General features: G+C 51.4%; 32 protein-coding genes. 18 read left to right on the top strand and 14 right to left on the bottom strand.

All coding sequences use genetic code 11. The features are described 5' to 3' along the window. Nucleotides 1-364: 364 nt before the first annotated feature. The 3 genes from tnpC to tnpA form a co-directional block, all read right to left on the bottom strand. A complete protein-coding gene (gene tnpC, locus SH302x_RS09240; RefSeq protein ID WP_479363298.1) occupies nucleotides 365-2,107 on the bottom strand; it encodes an IS66 family transposase in 1,743 nt (580 codons plus the stop codon). A gap of 72 nt (nucleotides 2,108-2,179) precedes the next feature. Then, on the bottom strand, nucleotides 2,180-2,569 hold the full coding sequence (tnpB, locus tag SH302x_RS09235; protein ID WP_479363297.1) for an IS66 family insertion sequence element accessory protein TnpB: 390 nt from the start codon (nucleotides 2,567-2,569) through the stop codon (nucleotides 2,180-2,182). A 26-nt stretch (nucleotides 2,570-2,595) separates the two neighbouring features. Then, nucleotides 2,596-2,976 (bottom strand): IS66 family insertion sequence element accessory protein TnpA, encoded by a 381-nt coding sequence (tnpA, locus tag SH302x_RS09230; protein WP_479363620.1) that lies wholly within the window; start codon nucleotides 2,974-2,976, stop codon nucleotides 2,596-2,598. A gap of 369 nt (nucleotides 2,977-3,345) precedes the next feature. On the opposite strand from tnpA, the gene SH302x_RS09225 reads away from it, so the two are divergent. The 4 genes from SH302x_RS09225 to SH302x_RS09210 all read left to right on the top strand — a co-directional run bounded on the left by SH302x_RS09225 (nucleotide 3,346) and on the right by SH302x_RS09210 (nucleotide 6,989). Continuing rightward, entirely contained in the window at nucleotides 3,346-3,696 is a 351-nt protein-coding gene (locus SH302x_RS09225) for a hypothetical protein (RefSeq protein ID WP_479368442.1), read from the top strand. Nucleotides 3,697-3,806: 110 nt separating this feature from the next. Next, on the top strand, nucleotides 3,807-4,178 hold the full coding sequence (locus SH302x_RS09220; RefSeq protein WP_479368441.1) for a DUF7674 family protein: 372 nt from the start codon (nucleotides 3,807-3,809) through the stop codon (nucleotides 4,176-4,178). 963 nt (nucleotides 4,179-5,141) lie between these two features. Beyond that, nucleotides 5,142-5,924: a hypothetical protein gene (locus tag SH302x_RS09215; protein WP_479368440.1), complete on the top strand. Its 783-nt coding sequence runs from the start codon at nucleotides 5,142-5,144 to the stop codon at nucleotides 5,922-5,924. 93 nt (nucleotides 5,925-6,017) lie between these two features. Further along, on the top strand, nucleotides 6,018-6,989 hold the full coding sequence (locus SH302x_RS09210) for a hypothetical protein (RefSeq protein WP_479368439.1): 972 nt from the start codon (nucleotides 6,018-6,020) through the stop codon (nucleotides 6,987-6,989). Between the two features lie 80 nt (nucleotides 6,990-7,069). On the opposite strand, the gene SH302x_RS09205 is transcribed toward SH302x_RS09210, so the two are convergent. Next, complete coding sequence (locus SH302x_RS09205; protein WP_479368438.1) at nucleotides 7,070-7,216, bottom strand: hypothetical protein; 147 nt, start codon at nucleotides 7,214-7,216, stop codon at nucleotides 7,070-7,072. Between the two features lie 230 nt (nucleotides 7,217-7,446). Here SH302x_RS09205 and SH302x_RS09200 point away from each other — a divergent pair, with 230 nt between their 5' ends. From SH302x_RS09200 to SH302x_RS09170, 8 genes are all read left to right on the top strand, one after another. Continuing rightward, nucleotides 7,447-7,677: an addiction module protein gene (locus SH302x_RS09200; RefSeq protein ID WP_479368437.1), complete on the top strand. Its 231-nt coding sequence runs from the start codon at nucleotides 7,447-7,449 to the stop codon at nucleotides 7,675-7,677. After that, the gene (locus SH302x_RS09195; RefSeq protein ID WP_479368436.1) at nucleotides 7,655-7,954 is read left to right on the top strand and encodes a type II toxin-antitoxin system RelE/ParE family toxin; all 300 of its coding nucleotides are present in this window, start codon (nucleotides 7,655-7,657) and stop codon (nucleotides 7,952-7,954) included. Before SH302x_RS09200 ends, SH302x_RS09195 begins: the two co-directional genes overlap by 23 nt. Nucleotides 7,955-8,496: 542 nt before the next feature. Further along, nucleotides 8,497-8,943 (top strand): VOC family protein, encoded by a 447-nt coding sequence (locus tag SH302x_RS09190; RefSeq protein ID WP_479368435.1) that lies wholly within the window; start codon nucleotides 8,497-8,499, stop codon nucleotides 8,941-8,943. 114 nt (nucleotides 8,944-9,057) lie between these two features. Next, nucleotides 9,058-9,423 (top strand): YdeI/OmpD-associated family protein, encoded by a 366-nt coding sequence (locus tag SH302x_RS27775; RefSeq protein ID WP_488193097.1) that lies wholly within the window; start codon nucleotides 9,058-9,060, stop codon nucleotides 9,421-9,423. Next, on the top strand, nucleotides 9,365-9,643 hold the full coding sequence (locus SH302x_RS09185; protein ID WP_479368434.1) for a YdeI/OmpD-associated family protein: 279 nt from the start codon (nucleotides 9,365-9,367) through the stop codon (nucleotides 9,641-9,643). Before SH302x_RS27775 ends, SH302x_RS09185 begins: the two co-directional genes overlap by 59 nt. A gap of 107 nt (nucleotides 9,644-9,750) precedes the next feature. After that, complete coding sequence (locus SH302x_RS09180) at nucleotides 9,751-10,143, top strand: SRPBCC family protein (protein ID WP_479368433.1); 393 nt, start codon at nucleotides 9,751-9,753, stop codon at nucleotides 10,141-10,143. Between the two features lie 82 nt (nucleotides 10,144-10,225). Beyond that, nucleotides 10,226-10,558, top strand: a complete 333-nt coding sequence (locus SH302x_RS09175; protein WP_479368432.1) for a hypothetical protein — start codon at nucleotides 10,226-10,228, stop codon at nucleotides 10,556-10,558. Between the two features lie 154 nt (nucleotides 10,559-10,712). Beyond that, nucleotides 10,713-11,090, top strand: coding sequence for a hypothetical protein (locus tag SH302x_RS09170; RefSeq protein ID WP_479368431.1), 378 nt, complete (start codon nucleotides 10,713-10,715; stop codon nucleotides 11,088-11,090). A 182-nt stretch (nucleotides 11,091-11,272) separates the two neighbouring features. Here the strand turns inward: SH302x_RS09170 and SH302x_RS09165 are convergent, their stop codons facing one another. Continuing rightward, nucleotides 11,273-11,443 carry a hypothetical protein gene (locus SH302x_RS09165; protein ID WP_479368430.1) on the bottom strand — a complete coding sequence of 57 codons (171 nt, stop codon included), beginning with the start codon at nucleotides 11,441-11,443 and terminating at the stop codon, nucleotides 11,273-11,275. Nucleotides 11,444-11,578: 135 nt separating this feature from the next. Here SH302x_RS09165 and SH302x_RS09160 point away from each other — a divergent pair, with 135 nt between their 5' ends. After that, the gene (locus tag SH302x_RS09160) at nucleotides 11,579-12,241 is read left to right on the top strand and encodes a DUF6940 family protein (protein WP_479368429.1); all 663 of its coding nucleotides are present in this window, start codon (nucleotides 11,579-11,581) and stop codon (nucleotides 12,239-12,241) included. A 759-nt stretch (nucleotides 12,242-13,000) separates the two neighbouring features. Here SH302x_RS09160 and SH302x_RS09155 read toward each other — a convergent pair. Beyond that, nucleotides 13,001-13,234: a transposase zinc-binding domain-containing protein gene (locus SH302x_RS09155; RefSeq protein WP_479369256.1), complete on the bottom strand. Its 234-nt coding sequence runs from the start codon at nucleotides 13,232-13,234 to the stop codon at nucleotides 13,001-13,003. A 174-nt stretch (nucleotides 13,235-13,408) separates the two neighbouring features. Here SH302x_RS09155 and SH302x_RS09150 point away from each other — a divergent pair, with 174 nt between their 5' ends. Continuing rightward, entirely contained in the window at nucleotides 13,409-13,633 is a 225-nt protein-coding gene (locus tag SH302x_RS09150; protein ID WP_479368428.1) for a hypothetical protein, read from the top strand. Nucleotides 13,634-14,703: 1,070 nt separating this feature from the next. Here SH302x_RS09150 and SH302x_RS09145 read toward each other — a convergent pair. After that, a complete protein-coding gene (locus tag SH302x_RS09145; protein ID WP_479369255.1) occupies nucleotides 14,704-14,880 on the bottom strand; it encodes a transposase zinc-binding domain-containing protein in 177 nt (58 codons plus the stop codon). Between the two features lie 171 nt (nucleotides 14,881-15,051). On the opposite strand from SH302x_RS09145, the gene SH302x_RS09140 reads away from it, so the two are divergent. The 4 genes from SH302x_RS09140 to SH302x_RS09125 all read left to right on the top strand — a co-directional run bounded on the left by SH302x_RS09140 (nucleotide 15,052) and on the right by SH302x_RS09125 (nucleotide 17,490). Continuing rightward, a complete protein-coding gene (locus SH302x_RS09140; protein WP_479368427.1) occupies nucleotides 15,052-15,276 on the top strand; it encodes a hypothetical protein in 225 nt (74 codons plus the stop codon). 927 nt (nucleotides 15,277-16,203) lie between these two features. Then, nucleotides 16,204-16,422, top strand: a complete 219-nt coding sequence (locus SH302x_RS09135; protein WP_479368426.1) for an addiction module protein — start codon at nucleotides 16,204-16,206, stop codon at nucleotides 16,420-16,422. After that, nucleotides 16,419-16,730: a type II toxin-antitoxin system RelE/ParE family toxin gene (locus SH302x_RS09130; RefSeq protein WP_479368425.1), complete on the top strand. Its 312-nt coding sequence runs from the start codon at nucleotides 16,419-16,421 to the stop codon at nucleotides 16,728-16,730. The genes SH302x_RS09135 and SH302x_RS09130 overlap by 4 nt, the downstream gene beginning before the upstream one ends. Before the next feature lie 475 nt (nucleotides 16,731-17,205). After that, nucleotides 17,206-17,490 carry a hypothetical protein gene (locus SH302x_RS09125; RefSeq protein WP_479368424.1) on the top strand — a complete coding sequence of 95 codons (285 nt, stop codon included), beginning with the start codon at nucleotides 17,206-17,208 and terminating at the stop codon, nucleotides 17,488-17,490. Between the two features lie 313 nt (nucleotides 17,491-17,803). Here SH302x_RS09125 and SH302x_RS09120 read toward each other — a convergent pair whose 3' ends face one another. The 7 genes from SH302x_RS09120 to SH302x_RS09090 all read right to left on the bottom strand — a co-directional run bounded on the left by SH302x_RS09120 (nucleotide 17,804) and on the right by SH302x_RS09090 (nucleotide 26,875). Continuing rightward, nucleotides 17,804-18,085 carry a restriction endonuclease subunit S domain-containing protein gene (locus SH302x_RS09120; protein WP_479368423.1) on the bottom strand — a complete coding sequence of 94 codons (282 nt, stop codon included), beginning with the start codon at nucleotides 18,083-18,085 and terminating at the stop codon, nucleotides 17,804-17,806. A gap of 138 nt (nucleotides 18,086-18,223) precedes the next feature. Next, entirely contained in the window at nucleotides 18,224-19,645 is a 1,422-nt protein-coding gene (locus tag SH302x_RS09115) for an endo-1,4-beta-xylanase (RefSeq protein ID WP_479368422.1), read from the bottom strand. Nucleotides 19,646-19,693: 48 nt separating this feature from the next. Then, nucleotides 19,694-20,275 (bottom strand): hypothetical protein, encoded by a 582-nt coding sequence (locus SH302x_RS09110; RefSeq protein ID WP_479368421.1) that lies wholly within the window; start codon nucleotides 20,273-20,275, stop codon nucleotides 19,694-19,696. After that, on the bottom strand, nucleotides 20,272-21,576 hold the full coding sequence (locus tag SH302x_RS09105) for a DUF1552 domain-containing protein (protein ID WP_479368420.1): 1,305 nt from the start codon (nucleotides 21,574-21,576) through the stop codon (nucleotides 20,272-20,274). The genes SH302x_RS09110 and SH302x_RS09105 overlap by 4 nt, the downstream gene beginning before the upstream one ends. Nucleotides 21,577-21,647: 71 nt before the next feature. Next, entirely contained in the window at nucleotides 21,648-24,488 is a 2,841-nt protein-coding gene (locus SH302x_RS09100; RefSeq protein ID WP_479368419.1) for a DUF1592 domain-containing protein, read from the bottom strand. A gap of 32 nt (nucleotides 24,489-24,520) precedes the next feature. Further along, entirely contained in the window at nucleotides 24,521-25,831 is a 1,311-nt protein-coding gene (locus SH302x_RS09095; RefSeq protein ID WP_479368418.1) for an alpha/beta hydrolase, read from the bottom strand. A 48-nt stretch (nucleotides 25,832-25,879) separates the two neighbouring features. Beyond that, nucleotides 25,880-26,875 carry an alpha/beta hydrolase gene (locus SH302x_RS09090; RefSeq protein WP_479368417.1) on the bottom strand — a complete coding sequence of 332 codons (996 nt, stop codon included), beginning with the start codon at nucleotides 26,873-26,875 and terminating at the stop codon, nucleotides 25,880-25,882. Nucleotides 26,876-26,881 lie beyond the last annotated feature (6 nt).

Genomic DNA, 26,881 nt, shown 5'->3' with positions numbered 1-26,881 from the left:
GCAACATCTCGACGGACCTCGAAGTGGGAATCGCCACTTGCTAATGAATCAGTCTCGCTTTACTCGTATCTGGCAACTTTTTGCATCTATGCTTCGCATCCTTGCAGGCCTTTTTATCCTTCTTCCGTTGATCAATCTCGCGTACGTTGCATTCGAAATCGCCAATAAAGAGTTTACTACAAGCCTCGTCGAATTGACTTTTGCAACTGCGACGTACGTTACGATAGGGGCTATTCTTTATCAGGTCGGAAATCGAATGTCGCCAGTGCTTCCAATGGCTAGATCTGACACAACTGAGTGCGAGTTGGAAAAGGACAGAAGTGGATGATCTGCTGTAAGCGTCTACCACAACCAGTTGTTGGGGTTAGTTGGATTGGCCCTGGGTTTGCTGTCGCTTGAGCTTGGCGGAGATGATTCTGCGGGCTCGTGTTATCTGCTTGCGGTCTGATTTATAGCGGCTTTCCTCTGCCCGGTACTCGCGAATCGCTTCGGGATGCTCCTGCTTCCATACGTCCGGCAAAAGTTTCTCGTATTGAGTCTCGCCTGCTAGTACGCGATCCAAAATGTCCTTCAAGTACTGCCAGACATCCAAGTGGTGACGTTTGGCACTGCTCACAATGCTCATCAACCTAGCCACCCGCTCGCCAGATTCCACGTTGCCAACAAACAACCAGTTCTTCCGTCCCAATGCCACCTGACGCATCAACTGCTCTACGCGATTGTTGTCGATCGGAATCTGGCCATGCGCCGTGTAGATCGTCAGAGCATCCCAGTGGTTACGGATATATCCCAACGCTCCTGCCATGTCCGACTTGGGAAACAATTGCCCTTCATCCAAACTATCAATGTACTTCTTCATCGCCTCCAACAACGGTACCGCATAACGCTGACGATGCTCCACTCGTGATTCCGCATTCATCCCCTGCTCGCGCGCGTTCACATCGTAAAGCCCCTGCAGCATATCCAACAGCTTTTGCCGATACGGATTCTCCTTGGACACCTCGTAAACCTTACGACGCGCATGCGCCCAACAAGCCGCGAACTGCAAGCGATCGCGGTTATCAAGCACCACGGCTTCATTTCCTGAGAAACAATCACCTTGAATAATACAGCGACTCTCTCGAAAGAATTCATCCGGGCCATCCCGGTGACGCGATATCCGAAAGTCAAAGATGTTATAGGGCGCTTGATCTAGACCCCGATAAGCCCACATCTTCCCTATCAAGCTATCTTCACCCTTGCCTTTCGCTTCACGCATCTTCTCGATCAACCGCTGCGTCTTCAGGTCACCGGGTTTAACCTTCGGCTCCTCCTCTGGCATCAGCATTCGACAACTGCTTTCATCCAGTCCGACTGCGGAGTCCTTCTGCACACGCCTGGCCATGAACATGAAGAACCCAAGCAACGCAAAGTCCACTTGCACCATCAGATTCTGCAATGTCGAACGACTGGGCGTCCAACCACTGCTGGCAAAGACATCCGTCTGACGATACAGCGGAAGATGCAAGTCAAGCTTCTGAGCGACCACCACCGCACCGATACTCGAATCGTATTTGTTACCCTCAACCAATCCGGTTGGTCGCTCGGCAGAAACGATTCCATGCTCTTTGCAACATGGGCAGCCATACTTGGGGTTCTCGATCACTCGCTTATAAAGCTTGGCTGGTTCATAAACCAAGGTTTCGGTCCTATCGACACCGATCATCGCCATGGGACCATGCTCTGGACAGATGCGATCTTGCTCTGGAACATCGCGAAGTTCCTTCACTTCAGGAAGGTGCGACGGGAGCGATTCATTGCGTTTCTTCTTGGCTTTGGGCGTGCTTTTGGATTGAGCGTCATCCAGAACCTTTTGTGCTTCGGCCTCCGCTTCTTGCCGAGCTTGCTCAAGTTCTTCTTGCGAATCGAAGGGGAGCCAAGGAGTCGCACCGGGCGAAATATGCTTCTCTTTTTTCTTGTGCATGTTGGCAAGCATCGCTGCCAACTTGCGGTACTCTGTCTCGAACCATTGGAGCTTGGCCTTGAGTTGCTCGTTCTCTTTCTGCAGCAATTCGATTGCCGAGAGAGGCTTGTCAGATGGATGATTATTCGAGGTCGCGTCTTGCATACTTATTGAACGCATGAAGCCCTAAAGTGGTTCCGCAATATCTTCAAAAAAGAGTAACTTGATAAAGAGATTTTACAAGCCTGATGACGAGGTAGTATTGTTGCTAACATGAGCCTGCACCGAGAATCGTTTTCGACGCTTGATGTTGGAGACATCGATGCCACTGAGCAACATGGAAAGCTGAGCGTGATCAATGACTAGGCTCTTGGACTGGCTTGAAGTAAGTGGCACCTGGATGGTACCAGCTTCTAATCTTTTCATGAAGATGGCGAGCCCATCTCGATCCCACCAGAGTATCTTGACGCGATCACGACGACGATTGATGAACATGAAATAATCACCAAGTCGAATATCGCGTTGAAAGTTGGCTTGGACGATGGCGTGCAGGCCATCGTAGGAACGTCTCATGTCGACCGCTTGCATGTAGAGGTAGACCCGAGTGGTTGAGGCGACAGCGAGCATAGACGGACTCAATAAGTTGCGGATGGCTAATTGCGAACAATGAGTTGCTGGAAACCGGCGTCTAGATGATCGCCGGAGTCATGCTGTCGAGCGGCCCATGTCAACAAAGTCTCGACAGCGCTGGAGGAATCAGAGCGGCAAAGGATCTTGATGCCACGTGTTTCGATGGTGAAGTGAAGCGTATTGTTGCTTGAATCGGATTGCGTTTGGCTTGGTGACGTTGCGCTAAGAGTTGTTGGATTAGGATTAAGGGCTGTTGGACTGGAGTGAAGCTTCTTTCTCCAATAGTTGAAGACATGGAACGAAAGGTTTTCATTTCGACAGAACTGAGCGATGCTAAGACCCGACGACTGAAAACGTAGGAGTCGTTGAGCCCAGAGTTGGGACTTGGAAAGATCACGAGTCATGCTGTAGGTTCCTGGCATAGAGGTTTCGGCAACCCCATCGGTCGCCGTTATCAAACCCTACCCTCCAAATCAAGCCCCCGCCGACTAAAAACCCACTGGTTCTGATGTACGCTTACAGAAATGCAACGACGGGAATCTGTACAGGTTTGACTATCCTGATGGCACGATTTGGATAAAGAACGCTGCTGGACATGATGTCGGAGGTGTAATATAGCCTTCCCTTTCCCTAAGACGATGTCTGTGCGAATCGTCAGACGATAGAACGCGACGAACCAAAAACTGCACCGAATTTCCGGTGGTTCGTCGAATTCGCTAGAATAGTGCACTCACGGAACTCGGTGATTTCAATCGTGCGTCGAGAAAGAAATTATGAGCGAACATGAACCATGGTATGGCGTACGTTTGCTGTATCGACATACTCGAACCACAGGCCAAACTCACTTCGAAGAGCGAATCTTGATCGTTCGTGGAAAAACCGCTGAGGATGCAATCGCAACCGCCGAGTTACTCTCTGCACAGGATTACGAAGACGAAACGACAGAGCGGCTTGACTATGCGCTTTCCTTCAACATATTCGATTGCGATGGGCCGTGCTTGCAACACGGAACGGAGGTTTTTTCGCTTATGCGAAAATCGAACTTGACGCCTGACGAATACCTAGATCGATTCCATGATACTGGCGCGGAACGCTGCCAACACATCGACGAACAAATTCCATAGAATCGCCGAACAGAGGCATACACACGGAGCCCTCGACCTGCCGTTTTTGACTTGCGTAGAGTCAAGCGCTCGGGCTCGGTGATGCCAGGCGTTCGTCCACTAACAGACCCATGAGCTTTAGAACAGCATTTCTTGAATGGGCGACAAAACGTTTTCCGGGTCTTCAGCAGGAGCTTGTCGGAGAATCACGCAACATGCGCACGCACCTTGCTTTTCTTCGATTACGACACGAAACCCAGGCTGCAATCGACGGGCACTGCACAAATGAGGTTCTAGAGTTTTTTCAGATGGCAGACCGGGTTATCGCAAATTCGTTCCCAAAGATGAACTCGCTTTTCCATGTCGTGTATGTTGAACAATTGCGATTCGATGACGGGGCTCATAGTCGGTCTTGGGCATTGGCCCTACTCACACCCCGTCTCAAATCCGAATTTATGCGTTCGCTAGGTTGCGGTCCGCAACTCCGGAAGATACTTCAATAATCATGTCAGTCGCGCGCCGTCCAAGCAAGCGACGAACCATCGCATACACAGGAGTCTCGGATCGGCCGTTTTTTCCATGGAGCATCACTCGCCGCGACCGCGGTGATGCGTGACGTTCGCTGATTAATTAGATGAATGAGTTGAAATGCGGCCGAGAACGCCGCCGGTTGAACCGATTCGTTATGACGTGCGATTCATCATCCCTCTTCATTTTTCGCCCAGATAATGGTACGAAGATCGAATTCGGCAATTTGTTCAGAGCAAGCAAGTGCGAATTCGAGGTAGTTGATGCTCCAGATCATTACTCCTTGGTAACTAGAGGCTTCTTTCCGCCGGCAGAATTACGAAGAGGAGAGACCACGGTCATTATCGGAGACGAAGTTGGAAGTCGTAACGTGTACTGGCAATGGAATTCTTCGGCCCACGAGTATGTTGTCATCGGCCGACGACCTGACCGCATCTGCGGATCGTATCACGCCTTTCATGTACACGAGAAGGGTTTGCGGGTTGCATATTGGGATCAATCGAAGCCGCGAGGTGACATTCATGGCATATACTGGGACAGCTGCTCAACAATTCACATCGCGACTATCGTTTTCGGCTCGATGCTTGATTGGGAGACCGGCAAGCACTTGCGATTCTAACAGCGAACAATGCGGTCGAGATAGAGGCCCGGTTACCCGGGACCTCTCTCACAACACCTAGCATGCGGGTCCGCACTAGGCGGTGCTGGACGGTGTCGTGTTTGAAGTGGTCAGATATTTTTGCTCAGTGGTAGCGGTCCGGAATGAGTGTTTGCGGGTGTCGGTATTGAGGAAGCAGCACATGGTCTTGAATTTACCGAGGTCCAGAGCGAGAATGATCATCTTTGTAAGTCCGTAGGGTTTGGGGTTGGAAGAATGTGACAGTGGTTGAGTTAACGCGACCCAAGATCACGGGCCCGAGCCGCCAGATTCTAATCGAATGGCTCCCACCCCAATCCTACGACTTACATGGATTCTTTCTGCCTATCATGCCACCTCAATGTTTCGCCAACGAAGAATCGCTGAACTATTCGCACCATTCGGGTTCTTTGTTGGATTCGAGTCGCAAACCGATATCGGTTTAGTCCGCCCGAATCCCGCCGTCCGACTGTTCGAGGTCATCCATCTTTCCGCAGGAAAACAACGAGGTGGCAACTGGGGCGACTTGTCGTCCGCTTCAATTCATATTGGTCTTACGCCTGGTCAGTTCACGTGTATCAAGGGGCTTGCTGAGGTTGAATGCCTTTCAGAACACACCGCCACCAAGACCCCAAAAGATGCAGATGCGTGGGAACAGCAAGTCGTTTACTTAGCTCCACAACGATTGTCGGACTTGGTTAGCGCCAAGGCTAATGGTTTGCTGTACCGCACGGACAGCACGCGTTCGGCCGTTGAACGATATTTGGAATTGGTGCCGGATGGATCAATCAAGCACGCCACCGAAATACTCACGCTTGCGGCGAACGATGAGCAACGCAATGAAGCAAAACGCCTTTCGCGGACGGAAGGTTTGATCTGTTTGCCAGAAAGGCAATGCTATGATTTGATATCCATATTGATTGCAGCTCACGCCTCACACATTGACGGCGAAGGAGTCTATTGGGGACAATGTCCAAATCAGGTTCGGGAATTGAATTGGCGGTTTCAGGTTTTGGCCAGCCGACTCTATCCTGAAAAGGGCTGGGAGCGGATGCCGAACAATGGCGGCAGAACAAAGGCGTGAACCGGAGCGGCGATTCACGCGGCAATTGAAGTCACCGTCAACCGTCGCCGCCCGGTTACGCCAATCGTTCTGCATTCTCAGGTATCTCCGAGATTGACTAAATCAAATAATTGGCACTGGTTCAATGACCAGGAGCTTGCATTACATATCGAGGATGAGAATTGGGAATCAGACAGATACCACCCAATTCGATTAGCTATCCAAGTACAAGATGCTGACAGCGATGGGAAATCTGTTCTATGGACGATACACTTCGATCCAAAGTGCGAGCAACTCATAGATGCAAATATACGTCTTGAATCCTGTGGTTTTGCGTCTGATGGTTATGGATGGGGCGACTACTTACGTCAAACAACAATCGAGCAAATTCCTGGCGCTCACCAGGATGTTGACATAAACGACTGTGAACTATCAACGTGTGTTATCTACACTGAATCAGAACGTGTTGCAGAGTTTATAGTGCGGAAAGTTTTTGAGTTCGCACAAATAGATATTGATTCGTCACGAGAACCACTGATAGCGAATCCTAAGACTACTGCGCTACAAATTTCCGTCGGCGTGTGTAGTCAATGGAACTATGGAACACACCGTGCTCTCTCCGGTAACTGGCTTGCAGACTTCACTACGCGAGAACTTGTGTATGGGAACGCAATTGAGGAAATTGAGATCTACGCAATTGCAATACCAGAAAAGGCGAAGTTTGATTCTTTCGATGCATTGGACTCAAGGCACTCACAGTTCATTCAAGACCTTCCGCTTATACAGTACAAGAGAAAGCAAAGGACGGTGGAAATCACCTACAAAACAAACATCGGATCTACCGCGGAACTTCTGACGGGACCATTCGCCCAATTCAGTATCGAAATGTACGTAGAAGGGTGCAAGGAGATTGCAAGTGCTTTACAGCTTCTTCGTAAGAGATTAAAGAAGTCGGATGAGTTTAATCTTGATGGATTTTTGAAGAACGTAGAGTATCGATTACGAAATCTTCCGATGAACATAGCAGAGCTTGAGACATTGGAAGCGAATTATCGCGAGTACAGTAAACAATGGCTAGCTCCTTAGCATAATGCAGAACAATGCGCTCGAGATAGGGGCCCGGTTACCTGGGACCCATCTCACAACAACTAGCATGCGGGTCCGCACTAGGCGGTGCTGGACTGTGTCGTGTTTGAAGTGGTCACATAGTTTTGCCCAGTGGTAGCAGTCTGAAAGAAGTATTTGCGGTTGTCGGTATCGAAGAAGCAGCACATGGTCTTGAATTTACCGAGGTCCAGAGCGAGAATGATCATCTTTGTAAGTCCGTAGGGTTTGGGGTTGGAAGAATGTGACAGTGGTTGAGTTAACGCGACCCGAGATCACGGGCCCGAGCCGCCAGATCTTAATCGAATGGCTCCCACCCCAAACCCACGACTTACATGGATTCTTTCCCCGACAACTGTAGTTACCGTTTGCTTCAGAGGACTTGACTGCCTCGACTTCGTGCATCTCATAAGCTACAATGATTGCGGAGGACAAACCTATGACTGTTGAGACAATTATTTCTGGCTTGTCGCAAGAAGACAGGCGGAGTGCACTGGAATTGCTCTGGGCATCGATCGATCGTGATTCTGAACAATACATAGCGCCTGCTTGGCATTCCGATGTTTTGGCAGAACGTCTGAACAATCCGTCGCAAACTCCATCACTTCCTTTAAATGAAGCTATGGACGATGTCAGGCGGAGGGTAAATGAACGTAAATCTTCGACCTGAAGCGCGGGATGACCTCGTATCTGCAGCAGCCTACTTTAACGATAAAAACGCTGGTTGGGGCGATCATTTTTTGGATACGATTGAACTCGACCTCGCCGATCTGGCGGAAGAGGCTGGAATACATGCTATTCACAATGGATTACTATGTAAGTTTGCAAAAGCATTTCCATTCGCAATCTACTACCGAATTGAAAGCGGTTCAGCGGTCGTGTATGCAATCTTGAGTTGCCGAATGAACCCTGGATCACACAGGAACATACTGAAGAGACGCGGATAACAATGCGATCGAGATAGGGGCCCGGTTACCCGGGACCCTTTTCACAACACCTAGCCTGCGGGTCCGACACTGGGGCCGCTTCCCCGCTTAAGAGCAAGTCTGTTCCAGACATCTAGTAGATGACTGACCAAGCTGATTGTTGTTAGATTGGCGTTAGTCAAAGTGCTTCGCAGGCTTCCTTCCCACGCCCGGTCGCTGCAGGTCGCAGTTGCCTTCGCCTCGTGTCTGTTTCTTACGAGCTATTCATTTGGTATACAGGCTCCTGTAAGAAAATCGGAACTAAACACAGGGGAGTAGGAACTCTCGCGAGTTCCTCACCCCACCAACTCACGCCCATGATGGGCGTATCTGGACGGAAGCCCCCGACGGTCCGTTTCGAAATGGAAGCCTTGTTGGCGGGTGCTCGGTCAATATCGCTGTTCGCCAGCCAACATTTCAGAAAACTGTCGAGTCGGCGTCGATTTCGAATGTCATCAATCGACAACCAGTTGAAGCTTGGATAATGTTCCAAAGAAAAACTCCGGTACAACAAGGAACGAAACATGAATTCAACAGTCGCAGTCTGTCTATGGTATGACGGGAAGGCTGAAGAAGCGGCAAAATTCTACACGTCGCTAGTCCCAAATTCGGAGGTCACGAGTGTCACACCTATCATGGTGACATTCACGCTCGATAGAGTGCCATTTCAAGCCTTGAACGGCGGCCCACGGTACAAACCTACTGAGGCTGCTTCGATTACAGTGACTACCATCGACCAAGCCGAAACGGATCGCCTTTGGAATGCACTTACCGCCGATGGGGGCGCGGAGGGGCAATGCGCCTGGCTCAAAGACCGCTTCGGCGTGTCTTGGCAAATCATCCCAAACATCTTGCCAAAGCTGCTGGGCTCATCGGATCGACCAGCCGCAAATCGAGCTTTGCAAGCGATGCTACAGATGACGAAGATTGACATCGCGGCGCTCGAGGCCGCATTCATTGGGTCAAAATAGGGCTGAATTAAGCGATAGAACTGGCTGACAATGGCGTTCCGATTTTTTCCTGGAATCGAGAACACTCGCGCCAATTCCGCCCGGTGATCGCTGACATTCGCCGAGAAAGAGACCATGACAGAATCGACTTCAGCTAAGATTCGAACATTTTCATCACCAGGGAAGCTCGGTTCGTGGCTGAAATGTAATCATGACACCGCAGACGAACTCTGGATTAGGGTTTACAAGAAGGAATCGGGAAAACCTTCTGTCACGTGGAAGGACATCGTGATTGACGCGCTATGCTGGGGGTGGATTGACGGATTGAAAAAAAGCCTCGACGACAAAACTTATCTGCAGCGCATTACGCCCAGAAAAAAGGGAAGTTCATGGTCCAAACGGAACACAGAACACGCTGAGCGTCTAATCGAGCAAAGGACGTATGGACGAGCCGGGACTCGCCCATGTTCGCTCAGCCAAGGAGGATGGACGATGGGATAAGGCCTACGCTCCAGCCAGCGAAATGAAGATCCCAGATGACTTTATGGCGGCTTTAGAATCGCGACCAAAAGCGAAGATGTTTTTCGACCAGCTTACTAAATCAAGTCGCTATGTCATTGCCTACGCATTGAATACAGCAAAGAAACCCAAGACAAGAGAAAGAAGATTAAAGAAGTACCTTGACCTCGTGGAATGCGGGGAAAAGCCGAGTTTCTTCTAATTGTGAATAGAAACACAACAAAAGATGGCGAACTCAACGCACGATCGCGAGTGAGTTAGAATTGGCGTACGGCAAGATGGACTAGAACCCACTAACTGAGAACCAATATGGCTAGCATACAACGAGAAATTCAAGTTCGACGCTCCGCTGAATTCGTTTGGGAAGCAATTCGTGACGTCGGATCAATAGATAAACGCTTGGTACCGGGGTTTGTAGTCGACTGTCGCCTTGAGGGCGACTCACGGTATCTTACTTTTGAGAATGGAATGACTATCCGTGAGATCATCATCGATGTCAATGATGAATCCATGCGGCATTCCTGGTCCGCACGCGGCGAGCCGTTTACGCACCACAATGCGTCAATACAAGTTTTTGCTAAGGATGCTGGTAATTGCAACTTGCTTTGGGTTGCTGACGTCATGCCGCATGAAATTGCCGGTACGATTGCAGAGATGATCGAGAAGGGACTCGCAACAATGAAGTCAACGCTCGAATCGTAGTCGCAAGTTCGAAATGGAGACCTCAACAAGAACATCCGAAGGCTTTGCGTTTAATTGCACCGTTTGCGGAAAACAGATGGTCGTGTCGTCGTGCACACCGCTGGGAGACACTGTATGCCCACATTGTGGTGCATTGCTATACGCACACTTGAAAGAATTTCCTGTCGACAACGATGACGAAAAGAAGCTTGCTGACTTGGGAATACTCGTTGAGACGGACGACTATGGGGAGATCATTTCTGCTCAATTGAACGGCCCTCGATACAACGACAAAACCATCGAGAAACTGGCAGGTCTCAAGGACATTCCGCAGATCAAACTGTACAATACTGCTCTTACTCGGCAAGGCGTCGATCGGCTTCGCAAGATGCTTCCTCAATCGAGCATCGAAGAAGTTTCGCGACCACACATGTAGCACAAAATGCAACGTAACAATCCCATGCACCTAAGCCACCGACGGTGATTTCCTTGACGTTAGAGGCATCACTTGCGGGGGCTAGGTGATGGGGTCGTTACCCGACGGAAACCGAGCACCTTTATCCACACTTCTTGCAAAGACAGGGTCAACAATGAACCAAACCATCAAATTATCGACTGCGCTCATTTTTGCTGCCTGCCTCACATATGCAGCGGTGGTCTTCGCTACGGAAGACACAAAGTCTCCCCATCTCAAAAACCACTTCGAAGGCAAGGTGGTGATTATATCAAGCCCTGGCGTTCCGACCGTAGTAGTAATCAATCCTCAAGTAGCCGCTTTTATGGGACGCGTCACACTGAGGGGAGATGAGATCAAATTCACTGGCGGCGATGACGAAAAGCCCCGAACGTATACACAAACGGGCGCGACTGCTTACGTTGCTTGGGAAGCCGCAACGGTATGCATTGCACACGACGCGAGCTTGTTCGTTCCGATCGATGATGCCGCACAAACCCCAGTCAGCGAATAACCCAGCCATGTAACGGAGCACGACTTGCAAAATTTTTGCAATTGAGAATCATGCTTCCGTGCCCGCTGATGGCTATCGTAATTCGACTTAAAGTAGTGTAGACGATTATCACCCCATACTTGTCACCTAAATGTAGTCCAGTACCGCTTGGTTCATCGAGCGAGGGACGTTATATGGGCATGTCAGTAGTGCTTGTCGTATTTGCGGTACATTACGTCGGCGTGGAGGTAGCCATGATGCGTCCGCAGAGCTTTACCGGCAAAGTGCAGGTCATCGCTCATGCGTTGGTAGAGCTCTTGTCGAAAGAACATGGTGGTAGACTTTGGCGTGGGTTTTCGATTAGACTTGGACATGTGCGGACACTTTACAAGTTTGCGTGCGAAAGTTCCTGGTGTTCGCAGAGTACTCTAGACTTATAAAGACTGCTCACGATTTGCCTCGCCGCGCTGGCGGCTTACTTGAACAATGCGATGCACCTCAGCCGCGACATGAGGCGTTTTGAAGTGGGAGATCTCTCGTCGCGGCGACGTGATCGCAATAGTTATTTGGCAGAAGACATGTATGACGTGATCACCGAAACTCTCCTCAAAGGAGCTGCAACTCACTACAGAGTTCTGTCTAACGGAAGTCGCCTGTCATACGGAAAAGCCCTTGATTTGCTGCGGATTGACGGTGACTTTCGTTCATTCTTGACAGGGCAACTGAGGCAATCGCCATATTCTGCATTTCGGTGGGAAACACCGCACATTCACACCGGGAACCGTTCACGCGAATTTGAATTCGTCCTGCTCGACTATCCTTCTTTCACAGCGAGGAAGACCGATCCGGAAACATACAAATCGTACTTTGCAAAACCGCTGGATGAAAATGGAATCGTTTCGTTTGCCAATCTTAGCGGCGACGCGATCCTGATAGTGCCTTCACCGCGAACAAGCGAAGATGCCTACGGTCATTTCGCCTCTTTTTTGCGAAAGGCCCCTGTATTGCAAATCAATACGATGTGGCAGAAAATCGGAGATGTGGTTCTTAAGACAATTTCCGATCGCCCTGTCTGGCTGAGTACGGCGGGCGGTGGCGTAGCTTGGTTGCATGTCCGACTTGATTCATCACCAAAATACTACGGCTACGCACCCTACCGAAATGCTAAATAGCAATGCGATGGACCGAATTTGCAGAGCCGTCGTTTTAGACAATGGAATTCAATCGCTACGACTCGATTATCGCGGCCATTCGTGCTTTTTTCCAGACACATCGAATGAAACTACGCCTTATTAATTGCGCAGTGCTGTCAACATTCTTGGCATGCAACCATCGCGACGCGAATACGACTGTTTCCCCCAGTTTAAGGACCGATACGTCCGACGATCACGTAAAGGGGTCATTTGACGATCATTCCTCGGTAGTAAAATTTCGCATTGTGGACGAGCAAACTTCACAGCCCATAGTCAATGCAAAAGTTTTCGCAGCTTGTTCTGGACAATCAAGGTACGCGCGAAGTAGCGATATATCGAACGCAGACGGATATGCTAGTGTGTACTCGTGGAATGGCGAGGTTGCTGTTGCCTATGTAGAGGCTGCAGGTTATGAGCCAACAACAATCTTTGTATCCCAGGGCAGTCCTATTGTACGACTTAAAACAAGTCAATAGACCAATCGAGGAGGCGAAATCATCCGAATATGCATCCTACTCGCACGAACCAATTAGGATTTGACATCGCGAGTCTTCGGGCCGATGTTCAAGTCCTCGGTTCAAGAAGCCCGGGATGATTGCGGGCGTAAAATCAGTGCAGATTAACTTGGGATTTGCCGTAGAACATCGCCCGTGTGCGGCTGCGGTGAACATAGGGTTTGGGGTTGGCAGAATGTGACAGCGGTGTAAGCGTACATCAGAACCAATGAGAGTAAAGGTGTCAGGAACCGTTTATGTCAAATCGATTGATTCGGTTCCTGACACCTTTTCCGCCCATGACACCTTTTCCGCCCATTTGCCCTCCTCCGAATAGCTCGGTCAGTTCGTGTGGCGCAGTGAAGACGACGTGATAGTACTTGGTGTCTAGCTCCCAAGACTGGATCGTATCGAGCCATTTCTTACGCTTGAGCCAGCCGCAGTTGGGGCAATGACGATTGGAGCATGGCGAATACAGAATGCGTATGTCTTTGCCAACAGTGGTTGGCGGTGCGAAAAAAGTCGAATGAACGGGAACTCAGATGCTAGGAATACACCGCAAGAGTTGGGAGTTTCGCCAGAGTTGCCTTCAAAATAGTTGTTCATTCATCCTCTCGCGGTTCTCTTTACTCTCGCGGTGAAAAAAAGGCGAATGATCTGGCAGTACTTGAAAGATATTTTGCATCGCGTACTAGCAGGCGAGACTCAATACGAAAGGCTTTTGCCGGACGTATGGAAGCAGGAGCATCCCGAAGCGATTCGCCAGTACCGGGCAGAGGAAAGCCGCTATAAATCGGACCGCAAGCAGATAACGCGAGCCCGCAGGATCATCTCCGCCAAACTCAAGCGCCAGCAAACCCAGGGCCAATCCAACTAACCCCAACAACTGGTTGTGGTGGACGCTTACCGCTGGGTGACAACCGGACGCTATCTAGAACTCCAAAGCGGTGTCCGACGGGGCAAGCCCCAATCGGACATGCGCGCACGTTAGGATTGCCTCAGCGCACCAATCCCATGGAAAAGACTGGGCAAGAGAATGGGGGCAGGAGAATGGTCAATCGCTCTTAGCGCACCAATCCTATTGCGAAGGCTGGGCACAAGGCCCAGCTTCGCTTTCCGAACGCAGCGCCATTTGTTGTGTGAAGGTGATCCCTGAGCGACCGTTGGGCTTGCCCCAACGCGTCGCAACAGGATTGGTGTGCTAAGCACGTGCTGGCAACCGCCCACCTTCTGCTCTGGAGCCAGTCGCCGAAGGCGACTGGCTCAAGCAGAGGATGGGTGTCACCGGAGGCACGCTATCTAGAACACCAAAGCGGTGTCCGACGGGGCAAGCCCCAATCGGACATGCGCGCACGTCACATGCTTTAGCGTACCAATCCCATTGCGAAGTCCGGGCACAAGACCCCGCTTCGCTTCGATGCATGCACCGCAGCGCGATCCAAATCCCACTGGCTTGTCCAGTGGATTTTTGGGTTTCTCGCTACAGCAAAGAGCCCGCCATAACGGGAATCCCACCGGCTCGTCCGGTGGATCGTTCGGCTTCTTGCTTTGCAGTAACGACTTTAGCAAGAAACGGAACGATCTCCTAGGCAAGCCAGGAGCATTAGTGGTAGAGGGGTCGTTTGTTCGTAGGGATGTAGCGAGAAACGTAACAATCTCCCGGGCAAGCCGGGAGCATTGCCAAGACAGAAGGCCACAAGGCACAACGTTCGGAGATCGCGAGCTCTGAGCGACCGTTGGGCTTGCCCCAACGCGTCGCAACAGGATTGGTGTGCTAAGCCTCGTGCCAACCCCCACCCCTTTTCCGGTTGGCCGCTCAGCGGCCAACCAAAAATGATCGGTAAGTGTGAGGCGTTTGCTCTTAGCGCACCAATCCTATTGCGAAGACTGGGCACAAGGCCCAGCTTCGCTTTCCCAATGCCGCTGCTTCGCAGCTCTGACAGGTGCCTAATGCATTTGCATTCGCCCTCCTCCGAATAGCTCGGTCAGTTCGTGCGGCGCAGTGAAGACGACGTGATAGTACTTGGTGTCTAGCTCCCAAGACTGGATCGTATCGAGCCATTTCTTACGCTTAAGCCAACCGCAGTTGGGGCAATGACGGTTGAAGCATGGCGAATACAGAATGCGTACGTCTTTGCCAGCAGTGGTTGGCGGTGCGAAAAAAGTCGAATGAACGGGAACTCAGATGCTAGGAATACACCGCAAGAGTTGGGAGTTTCGCCAGAGTTGCCTTCAAAATAGTTGTTCATTCATCCTCTCGCGGTTCTATTTTCTCTCGCGGTGAAAAAAAGGCGAATGATCTGGCAGTACTTGGAGGATATTTTGCATCGCGTACTAGCAGGCGAGACTCAATACGAAAAGCTTTTGCCGGACGTATGGGAGCAGGAGCATCCCGAAGCGATTCGCGAGTACCGGGCAGAGGAAAGCCGCTATAAATCAGACCGCAAGCAGATAACACGAGCCCGCAGAATCATCTCCGCCAAACTCAAACGCCAGCAAACCCAGGGCCAATCCAACTAACCCCAACAACTGATTGTGGTGGACGCTTACTCTTACGCTATACTTTTCGGCGACGTCCGAGGATCTCGTCTTCCACGCTTTCCGTACATTATTCTCTATACGATGGAACGTGATCGGGTGTACTTTGTCTCAATCGTTCTCGGTAGCAGCGACCGCAAGACATGGTTTGATCGAATCAAGTAGCACAGCATAACCAATAAGGATTTGACATCGCGAGTCTTCGAGCCGATGCTCAAGTCCTTTGTTCAAGAAGCCCAGATGGTTGCGGCTGTAGAATCGGCCCAGATTAACTTGGGTTTTGCTTTGGACAGGCAAGCTAGGTTTGGCTTGACAACCCGTGGTTTAATTCAACAACTCGTTGCTGACGAACCCTTGAGCGTATTGCCAGCGTGCTCCTTGGCTCTGCAGCGTGCTGAAAATGTTCTGTTGGAAGTGTTGAGAGAAGCTTTTGGATTGCGGTGGATACTACTTTCCAGCATCAGCGCAGAACTCTAGCGACCACACTTGTAAGTGCGTTTGAATTAGTTCGGTGGTGACCAGCTCAAGGGTATTCATCGGGTTCACTTTCAACCTCTTCTTACCAACGCACTCGCAGGCTTCCTTCCCACGCGCAGTCGCCGCTGGTCGCAGTTGCCTTCGCCTTGTGTCTGTTTCTTACGAGCTATTCATTTGGTATACTGAGGCCGGTAAGAATATTGGAACTAAACACAGGGGACTGAGTACTTTCGCGAGTTCCGCACCCCACCAACTCACGCCCATGTTGGGCGTACCTGGACATGAGCGGGCAATCACGGCGGCCTTGAAGTCATAGTCCAACGCTCCTGCCGCGTTAACGCGGTCGTTATCGAATCCACCTACCCATAGCCGTCAAGCCAACCAAGGTTGCTTGCAGAGTTACGCTAGGCTAGAATGCATCCGGAGGCAAACATGTCACTCGAAACAATAATTGGCGGTCTTACTCGCGATGAGCAGATTGTCGCCATGGAACTACTTTGGAAACGGCTTACGACCGAAGATCCGTCCGCTGCGCCACCAGAATGGCATCGAAGCGTCGTGGCGGAACGTGTGGCTGCAATCGAGCGCGGAGAAGAAGTCCTTTCTGATTGGGCAGACGCCAAAAGACGGCTCGCGGATCGTCTCCGATGAGAATACAGATCTCCGCTAGCGCCGAACGCGACATTGCGGATGGCTGTGATTTTTACAACGACATCGATCCAAACCTGGCAACTTACTTCCACGACAGCATATCTGCAGACATCGATTCCCTGCTGCTCTATGCAGGAGTTCACGCCAAGCTGGACGGATGGCACTATACTTTCTCTTCGCGGTTCCCGTTTGTAATCTGGTATGTCGTCAAAGACGATCTCGTGGTTGTCTACGCTGTGCTCGACGGCAGGCGCGATCCGGACCGCAACGCTCAGACGCTGCGTCGACGTCGGCACAAGAACGAATGATCCGATAACAAGCGATCGAGTTAGGGGCCCGGTTGCCCGGGACTCCTCTCACAACACCTAGCACGCGGGTCCGCTACTGGGGACGTTTCATCTCTTAAGAGCAAGCCTGTTCCGGACATCGAATAGATAGACTGACCGAGACAGTTGTTGTTAGATAGGCGTTAGTCAAAGTGCTTTGCAGGCTTCCTTCCCACGCGCAGTCGCCGCTGGTCGCACTTGCCTTCGCCTTGTGTCTGTTTCTTACGAGTTCTTCATTTGGTATACTGACTCCTGTAAGAATATCGGAACTAAACACAGGGGACTGAGAACTCTCGCGAGTTCCGCACCCCACAAACTCACGCCCATGTTGGGCGTGCTTGGACCGAAGTCCGCCAGCGGGTGCTTTTACAATGGGGACTTTCATCGCACGGGCTGGGCGAACGGAACCGTTCCCCGACAACAACGCACTTTTTCCTCGCGAAATGGAGTACTCGAAATGCCGGACTTAGCGCAACTCAGAACTCCAATCGCTTGTGTTGTGATACTTACGATCCTAGGCTGCTTGGGTGGCGCTGCGGTTGGATGGTTGATGGGGACCTATAATCCAGCTTACTACCGAGCGATGTTCCCAAACGTTCATCCACAACGTTTAGACGAACGTGCCGTAGGCATCGGACTTGGAGTGACACAAGGCATTGTCGGTGGTTTTGTTGCTGGTATTGTGCTTGCTTTGGCGTCAATAATCGTTAACGCTCGTACGCGAGCCAGGGACGACGAGTAACCCTGACTGCCGTGCAATCACCATATGCATGAGCGGTTGTGGCATGGTTGCTCGAGGGTTCAATGTCAATTGCCGGTGCTGTCCATCTGATACATTCCGGATTGGATTGTTTGCCCTGCAAATGAACTCGTCGCACACGCAATACAATTCAAGGGAAAAATTTGTGGTTCGTGCTACAGCCATTAGGTGAAATTCGCTTGAGCTGTTAATAGGCGTTGCCGTCTATAGGCAGCACTACGAACAAAAATTGAATGGTATTGCGTTTAGGCGTCTGGTTACAACTAGCAGATAACCACACTGATTTAATGAGCGTTTATCTTTTCGTGGACTTGCTACCCGCATCGGATACCAAGCTCTCGAATAAGGCGTCCAATTGGGCTTCGCGTTGTTCCAATTTCGCTTCCTTGGCTACCAAAGCTTGTTCTCGCTTGTCGAGTTCCGCCGCGAACTTGATCAGTTCATCGAGCACCGATTTGACATTTTCGATCCAGCTTCCACTATCGTTTAAGTAGCGATTGACTACCGATTGCAGACGTCGAAAACCGCGTGTCATCCGAACCGGCGTCTCTTCGCGGTCCAATGTTTCCGTGCTCATGATGTTTCCTGCTCTTCAGTTGCAAAACTAAGTCGTATCTGAACCATAGGTCAGAAAACGACGTGAGCAAGAAACAGTTGCCATTTTTTTCGGGCGATTACGATTCCGAAACGCCCTGGTACCTGTCCAGCTTTGCGATTATTGAGCGGCGGATACCGTTTTTAGCACTGCTTCAAACGCAGGCTTGGGCTGGTTCGCACCGTCAAACAACAAGGGTCGACCGCGAGCTCGCCACGAGACGGCGTCGTTGATCCCCCAAAAAGTTACCACTTCAATCGATTCATGATGCTTCACAAAAGCACGGAACAAGCCGCTATATGCCGCTGCCAATTTCTCATCGTGTTCGTCGACCAAACCACCCTGAGTTGCATCGCTGTTGGCACCTACATCTGCGCCAGTGGTGCGCTGCCCGCCCGAAGCGGAATTCACATCCAATTCGGTGATGTGAATCGGCAGTCCAAGCGCCGACATTTCGGAAAGTGCTAGATCCATCGTTTCGTACGTCGTACCTACATTGCAATGCGCTTGCGATCCGATTGCCATGATGGGTACCTTTTGTTCTTGCAGGTGCTTGACGAGCGTAATCAACTTCGCCCGCTTGTCTGCATTCTCAAGCCCATAGTCATTATAGCGCAAGATAGCATCGGGGTCGGCTTCATGAGCATACTCGAACGCTTTGGCTATAAAGTCCGGGCCGATGATGACTGACCAAGGTGATCGACGCAGCACTTCGGGACCGCCGTCGGCCAACGCTTCGTTGACGACATCCCAGACTTTGACCTTGCCTTTGTAGCGTCCGACGACCGTATGAATGTGATCTCGCATCCGTTCCAACAGTTCTTCGCGAGTGGCGCGTGGGCCATTTAGATCAAAACCTCGGAAGCCGCCAAAGCCGCCACCTGGAGGGCCTCCAGGTCCGCGTCGTCCTGGAGCATTGCCTGGAGCCGCATCCTGACCTCCCCGCGGCCCACCTTGCCCTCCACCTGGACCAGCATTGCCTGGACCAGCATCGCCTCGGCCACGATTAGGGCCAAAGCTGCGTGGCGGGTTAATTGTCAGCACTTTGGCGGCAGCAGTTTCGGCTTCCGACCGCGGAGCTTCCGCAGCCTTTGAATCATCGACGATCGTCGTGCCTTCAAAGACCCAGTTGGGCGTTTGCGAATGCCAAACCAAGGTGTGCCCCGCGACCTCCATTGAATTGCTCGTACCAAAATCGATCAAGGCGTCTGCCGGAGCGAAATCATATCCGTCTGCACCGGCGCGCGGATGGATCAATTGCCACTTCATATCGTTTTCCGCTACCACATGATTGAAATGGTGGACGGCGACTGCCACGTCGCTTTTGATGTCTCCTTCTGATCGACGAAACGCTTGGCCCATGGTCACAGAACGGTTGACCGCCACGCCGACTTTGAAATGGTCCTTGAACGCCGTCTTTAGCGCGGTGACTTGCCCTTCCTTGTTGTCTGGACTCGCTTCCTGAGCGTGTAGGGTCGCGGGAGCAGAACTATACACGGCCAGCAAGGCGAGTAAGAATCGTGCTTGAAATTTTTTTTGCATGATGAACTACCATCTAATGAAGGAATGTAGAAGTGAACGGGGAATCTTTTATGGGGCTGATGCTTCCGCGGAGCGCAATTGCGCGTACTCCAGACGCATTTCGTCGATAGCGATAAAGCCACCGGGCTTCGAACCGCTGATGTCGATGTAGGCAATCGCATCAGCCTCAACAGTTAACTCAAAGAACGGCACAAGGTCTTCCGGTGACTTACGAACGGGGACTTGTTCCAAACTGGCAACGTTGAGCGATTTACCGTCAGCCGAGAAGGCCTCTACATGGGCTGCGCTAGTGGTCGATCCCCATAGAATCAAATGGGCCTTTCGCACCGGCTTGTCAAACGTTGCGCGAACAGGGATCGCTTCATTGGCCATCGCGTTGACAATGCCTTTATGATCCGTTCCCAAATGAGGGAAGAATGACACGCGGCCAATCGATTTGTTCTTCTGCGGCTCAAACGCTAGTGCAAAGGTGACCCCTTGGTCATGCCACTTTGCAACCGGTTTGCCAACCTCTGTGTCTTCAAAATCAATGACGACCTGCTCGCCCTGCAACCGCGAAAGGCCGGCCAGGGCGATCACTAGAGTCACCAGATAACTACGAAATCGAATCCAAGTGCTTCGTTGGCTCATGACGCTTCCAATCCATGCATCGTACCTGTCGACGAGGCAAACTTATCCTGCTCGATTCCCATGCGTTGCATGATGGTTACAAACAGGTTTGGTAACGGGTAGTTTTGTTGTTGGTCGAATGCAAGATGCTGACCATGGTTGAAGCCACCACCGGCAAACAAGATAGGCATGTTGTAGGTTGAGTGTGCATTGGCATCACCCAAATTCGAACCATAGACGATCATGCTGCGATCAAGTAACGTGTCGCCATCTTCATGCACACTTTTAAGATCGCCGAAGAACTCGTTAAGCAACTTCATGTGCTCAAGGTCAATCACGCGTAGTTGAGCCAGTTTGTCGGCCGCTTTGCCATGATGTGAAAGATTGTGATATCCATCGCTGATGGTTTCGCCAGGAATTTCTACCACTGGCGTTCCCACGCTGTTGAGCATCAGCGTGATGGCACGAGTCGAATCGGTTTCAAAAGCAAGCTTGGCCGATTGGTACATCAATCGAACTTTCGCCATGTACTGTGCGGGAGTAGTGGGATCAACAGGCGGCTCGCTATCAATCTTTGGCTTCGGTTTGCCTTCCCATTCCCGCGAAGCCAGCAAACGTGCCTCCAAATCACGAACGCTGGAGAAATACTGTTCCAGTCGTCCGCGGTCCTGGTAGCTAGCGCGACGCTGCAAATCCTGCGCTTGATCACCGATCGCATCCAAAATGCTCCGTCCAGTATCTAGCTTCTTGATTTGAGCTTCGACTTCCGCCGCATTGCCCTGCAAGAACAACTGCTTGAACAAAGTCGCTGCACTTTCCTCGGGCGGAATTGATACTCCCGTTCCTGTCCATGACAAACTGCGATTGCCTGAATTGACTGCCAGTGTCAAAGATGGAAAACGCGTTTGGTTACCAACGTATTCCGCGATGTGCTGGTCCAACGAAATCGTATTGCGGAACGAGCTGCTGGCCGGATGCGGAGCCGCGGTCAGAAAGCTGATATCCGACGGATGACCGCCATCAACATTTGGATGCGACACGCCGCTGAAGACCGTAAACTGATTGCGATGTTGCTCAAGCACTTTGAGGTACGGCGATGACTCATAATCGCGACCAGCTTGCTTAGGAAAGAATTCCTCAGGCAACAAACCCAAGTTGTTGCAAATGCCAAAAAACCGTCGTGGCGGCGTATCGGTCGCGCCCGACGATTGCCCCAGTGCCGACTTCTTCGCAGTCGACTCCAGCCACGGCAACGCCATCGCTACGCCAGTGGCTCGCAAGAACATCCGTCTCGTCGTATTAGGTAACTTCCGCTGGCTCATGACCAAGTTCCATTGTAGTGAAAAGGGACGATTCGTATCGTTTAAGCTTACATGCTGGCGTCAATTGATGCTTACTTGATCCGAAATAGATCGCTTCGAACAATTCCGTGGATGATGCTCCGCACACCAAACTCTTCCGACGCCGTCTCATCAAGTATTTTTTCGATCGCAGCTCGATCCGAAAATGAGATGGGCGCACCCGCCGCATAGATCGTTAATTGATTTGTGAGATTGCGAGCTAGCGTACGTTGATCGCGCAGTAATAATAGCTTGAGATCATTAATGTTTTCAAATGCACTACCGTCTGCCAGCGACCCAGAGGTGTCCACTGGCAACGCGTAATGAAACACAAAGGACTGGCCATTGATTCCCACCCCAGGAGCTGGCGCTTGATTCTCACCCACAGCGCGATAGCGTTCACGGAAGCCGCCCATCACATCAAATGCCTCTAGGGCCAAGCCCGGCGGATCAATTTTGGCATGACATGTAGCGCAGGCGGCATCGGCCCGGTGCAACTCTAATTGTTGTCGAATCGTAACTGCTCCGCGTATATCTGGTTCCACGGCCGGTACCGCTGGTGGCGGCGGGATTTGCACTCCCAGAATGCGTTCTGTGATCCAATTACCACGGATGACGGGCGATGTCGTTGTCCCGTTAGCCGTCACCTTCAAGATACTCGCCTGAGTCAATAAACCTCCGCGCGGACTATCGGCGGGCAACGTCACTTGCCGCATCACCGCCCCTTGGACGCCAGGCAATTGGTAATGTTCGGCCAACCGTTCATTCACAAAGGTAAAATCAGAATCAACAATATTTCGCGTTGGTAGATTATCTGCAATAAGCCGCGCGACATACAAACGCGTCTCCTCCATCGCCGCCAACTTCAGCGGTTCATCCAGTTCATAGTCGTTGTACAACGTTGTGGATGGGGAAGTGTCATCGACTTTCCTCAAGTCTAACCAATAGTCAGTAAATGCGTCCACGAACCGTCGCGACCTTGCATCACTCAACAAACGCTCGACCTGCTGTTGCAACACGCTCGAATCATTGAGCTTGCCAGCGGCCGCCAGTTCGCGAAGCTCGGCATCAGGCTCGGAGTTCCAAAGAAACAAGCTCAACCGCTCTGCAAGTGCCCGCTGGCTCAATGGTCCGATAGCATCCTCCAGGTACAGAAAACCTGGCGAAGCTAACACAGCGGTGTAAACGGTGATCATCGCATTGGTAAACCCAACGCCTTGGCCGTAATGCAAATCAAACAGTTTAAGCAATCGTTCGACATGCTGGGGTTCCACTTCACTGCGATATGCCCGCGACATAAACCGATGCAATAGTCGCTCGGCATCCGCACGAGCGTTCTCTGTTTGGACTTCGACTCGTACGTCGACGGTTCGTGGACCACCAAAGCCACGCCGAGGCCGATTTCCCAAACCGCCACCTGGAGGGCCGGGAGGGCCAGAAGGTCCTGGTGGTCCTCGTGGTCCTGGAGCAGCAGACGCTGCCGCAGGGGATGCGACCGCAGGGGCCGGCAACTGGAGCACTACCCCTTCTGTCGCACCAGCCTCCAAACGCTGCAGTGGCAAGTCACCAAACAACGTTTCATACCCAGCAGTTGTTGCTTCGTCGTCTATTGGTCCGTCCACTTCCATCCATTGAATTGCGTAGCCCGGCATGCCCGACGGAGTTGCCAGTGGATTGATGTACTGTTCGTCGGTCCCGTTCACGCGCGTTCGAAAAAGTCGCAGGCCATCGGTTTGAACGACCTCATTAGCAACCAACGTCACTTCAAGTTCACACTCAGTCGGGTCAATTCCGAAATCAAATTCGCCCAGCGGTCGGCTCTTGCCGGAACTCTGAGCGTAAACTCCGATCGGTTCGGAGCGTCGACCGGGCCAAACTTCATCCGCATTCGGACGATGCCACAGCGGCATATAGTACACAGGAGCTTTCTCTTGGCCGAAGCCCTCGTAGAACCAGCGTCCAATGCCACCGCCACTCACCCATATTGAGTAACCTTTGAATCGCAGTTTGTACTTCCCAGAAGCTGGCACGCGGAATTGTCCCCAACTGTATCCACCAGCATCGCTGAAGATACTCGAAACGCGTCCAACTGCTTCACGCTCTCGCGTTTCTGGTGACGTCTTAGGAGCCGCACCGCTGCGGACGTCCGGTTGGGCGCGAGCATCCAATACAGGAAATGAAAGTCGATCAGGTAACGTGCCATTTTCACGCGGCAAAAAATTATTGGCCAGCGAGAACTCGTCACGTGCGTAATAGCGTTTGCTGGTCCTGGCCGGACGATCTAGCTTCACGATCAACGCTTGCTTCAATGCATAGTCTGCGGCACTCATGTATCGAGACAATTGCACGTGGGAAACGTCCAATGCTTCTCCCAGTTTGTTGAAACGTTGACGCTCGCCATCCTCGGGCAACATGTCGCGGATTTGAATAAACGGCAAACTCAACAAGTCTCGCAGCGTATTCTCATACTCATAGCGATTCAGTCTTCGCAACATCGCCCGACCAGTCCGCTGGATGCGGGCTTGATCCATTGATGTCAGTTGCAGGCCAAGTTCACTCAAGAATTCGGACTTCAGTTCCGCTGGCGGAGCGGATTCGGAATTAGGCGGCATCTCGCCAGCATGCACGCGATCAAAGATGCGGATTAATTGGTCAAAATCAGCCCCCAAGTCCGCTGTCCAGTCAAGCTTCGTAAGATCGAGTCCACCCTCGGACGTATCGCGATTATGGCAATCCACACACGTGTTTTGCACAAAGCTATGCAACGGCGCCCGTGAATCTTGAGCCCATATGTTGTTGCAAAACACAAACGTAGCGAGCGCTGCCAGGGAAATGCACGCTTTGAATGATCGAGTTAGTTTCTCGGCAATAATCATCGTTAACGTAACTCGCATGGTAGTATCACGGTCGCTTTAATCAGTCCACTTTATTTTTTCGTAGCAGTAAATTCTTCGCGTGCGAACTCGCCGACTTGACGCGTGAGTTTCATACTTTTACCTTCCATGGTGCCAGTGTAATTGATCTTGAGCTCTGTACCTTGAAACTCAAGTGTCTCCGTAAAGGCGATGGTCAACTTCATTAGCCGTGCGTTGAACCTAACATTAGACAACTTGCCACGGTACCACTGCTCATCCAATTTCACTATCGCCGTGCCAGATAACTTCTCATTTTCTCGAACAAAGGAAAACACATACTCTTGCTCACCAATTGGTGAGTTAAACGTTCCTGCCCAATGACCAACAAGTAGGTTATCCGCCAACTGTTGTGAACTTGATAATGGTTTTGACGATGGTTCCATGCTCCCGGGAAACATCACTTGAGCCGTTTGCCAAAGATATCGACGCCAGTTGTTCCAGTCATGGCCACCATCGCTAAGCACCGAAAATGTTCGAATCCCAGCTTCGTTAAAGATCGCCATTGTTTTGAAACTATTGTTCAAGGCGATATCTGTTTCGCCGGCTGCGAAGTAAAGCGGGACGTTAAATTTCTCGTTGGCTTTAGGATCATTCAGCAATTCCGCAAAGTTCTCCTTCATGCCCAATCGGCTTTCAGTCTCGATATAGCCTGAACTGTAGACATATAACTCACTGAAGGTATCCAAATTCGGAAGGCCAGTGTTCATGACGACAAAACCACCCATCGACAAACCAGCGAGAGCTCTCGAATCCCGCTCCGCTCGCGCACGATAACTTCTCTCGATGTATGGGATGATGCACTCCAAATACTCGCGGGTGCAAGCATCAGGTTCTTTCCACTTTGGCGCCCCATACGTAGCCAGCCCTCGAGTATTGGGCATGACCACAATCATCGACTTGGCCTGCTGTCCTGCAATCAAGTTGTCTAAGATTCGGTGTGCGTGGCCGCCATTGCCGTCGGTCGCTGTCCATCGCGAATCATCATCGCCACCTCCATGATTCAAATAGAGTACCGGATAAGTCGCTTGACTGTCCGCATACCCCGGTGGCAAATAGACATGCATGCGCTTCTCGTTGCCGTCAAAATCCTGGTAGTTCACTTGCTCAATGGTCCCATGCGGAACTGACAGTTCTGCATAGAATCGCGCATCGCTTCTGGCTGGCAAAGCGGGCAGAATTGGCAAAGGCAAAGGACCAGTGACAGGGGCCGGACGAGGCGAGGGTGGCTGAGCGCTTGCAGAGCCGGAAAACCCAATCCAAGCGGCAGCAATTGCGAGTAAACCAATCACCCAACTTCGTTGGCTACGCTGCTCGTATCGCATGTGCTTGCTCCTTCTGAGTGCAATCCCTTGGAACCCAATCCCGTCGAATCACTTCGCTGGCGAGTCTTGGAAAACACTTTGTGCAAACCAGTATAAGCTGTGGCTCCAATGCGTCGCATCATGCCCGTGCCCGTCGACATGCCATACGTGAGGAATTTCGTTTTCCTTCAAATATTTGTGCACGTTCTGGCTAATGCGAATCAGCCCGTCTTGATTGCCGCATGAAATCCAAAGCAGCTTCAAACTATCTTTTGCTTTAGCAACATCCGGAATCAGTTCGGTGGGAGCTTTGGTATTGGGAGCGGCCGAAAAAGGCCCAACCCAAGCAAACTTTTCAAGATTCCCGAGCCCGAAGTTGAACGATTGCCCGCCGCCCATCGACAGACCGGCAATGGCTCGCTTCTCACGATCGCTGTCCACACTGTAGCGTGATTCAATGGTAGGGATCACATCGTCTAGCAAGTCCCTCTCGAAGGTAGCAAACGCAGGAGCGCTTTGCATCACGTTTCCTTCAGCTCGATCATTCGCTTGAGCACGACCGTTGGGCATCACCACTATCATGGGCACCGCTTTACCGTCAGCAATCAGATTGTCAAAAATGACATTGGGCGTTGCAAAACGCTGCCATTCCGTCTCATCGCCGCCAATACCGTGCAGCAGATACAACACCGGGTACTTCTGATCGGTCGTATAACCCGGTGGAGTATATACCTGCATCTTGCGCGTGGTACCCACCGTTTTCGATTCATACTCGATCATCTCCAGTTTGCCGTGCGGCACGTCGGCTCGAACGGATTTGAATCCTTCGGGCGGAGCGTCGTAGGCGGCAACATCATCGGGGCCTAATTCGATAGGGCCGCCAAAGCCTGGTCCACCCCCGCCGCGTGGCCGACTCGGGCGTTCCGGGGTCGCGTTTTCAGGGGCCGCTGGCCGTTCGCTTTGAGCCGAAGGCGCTGCCGCGGGGGCCGCTTCTTGAGCAACACTCATCGGCATTGCCATACAAACCAACATTCCGCCCAGCAAGCCATGAAACAAATACTTCATCGCAGA

This window comes from Njordella calcicola, assembly GCF_056494125.1.
The sequence above is the reverse complement of the archived record's forward strand: the minus strand, read 5'-3'. Positions and strand labels throughout refer to the sequence as shown.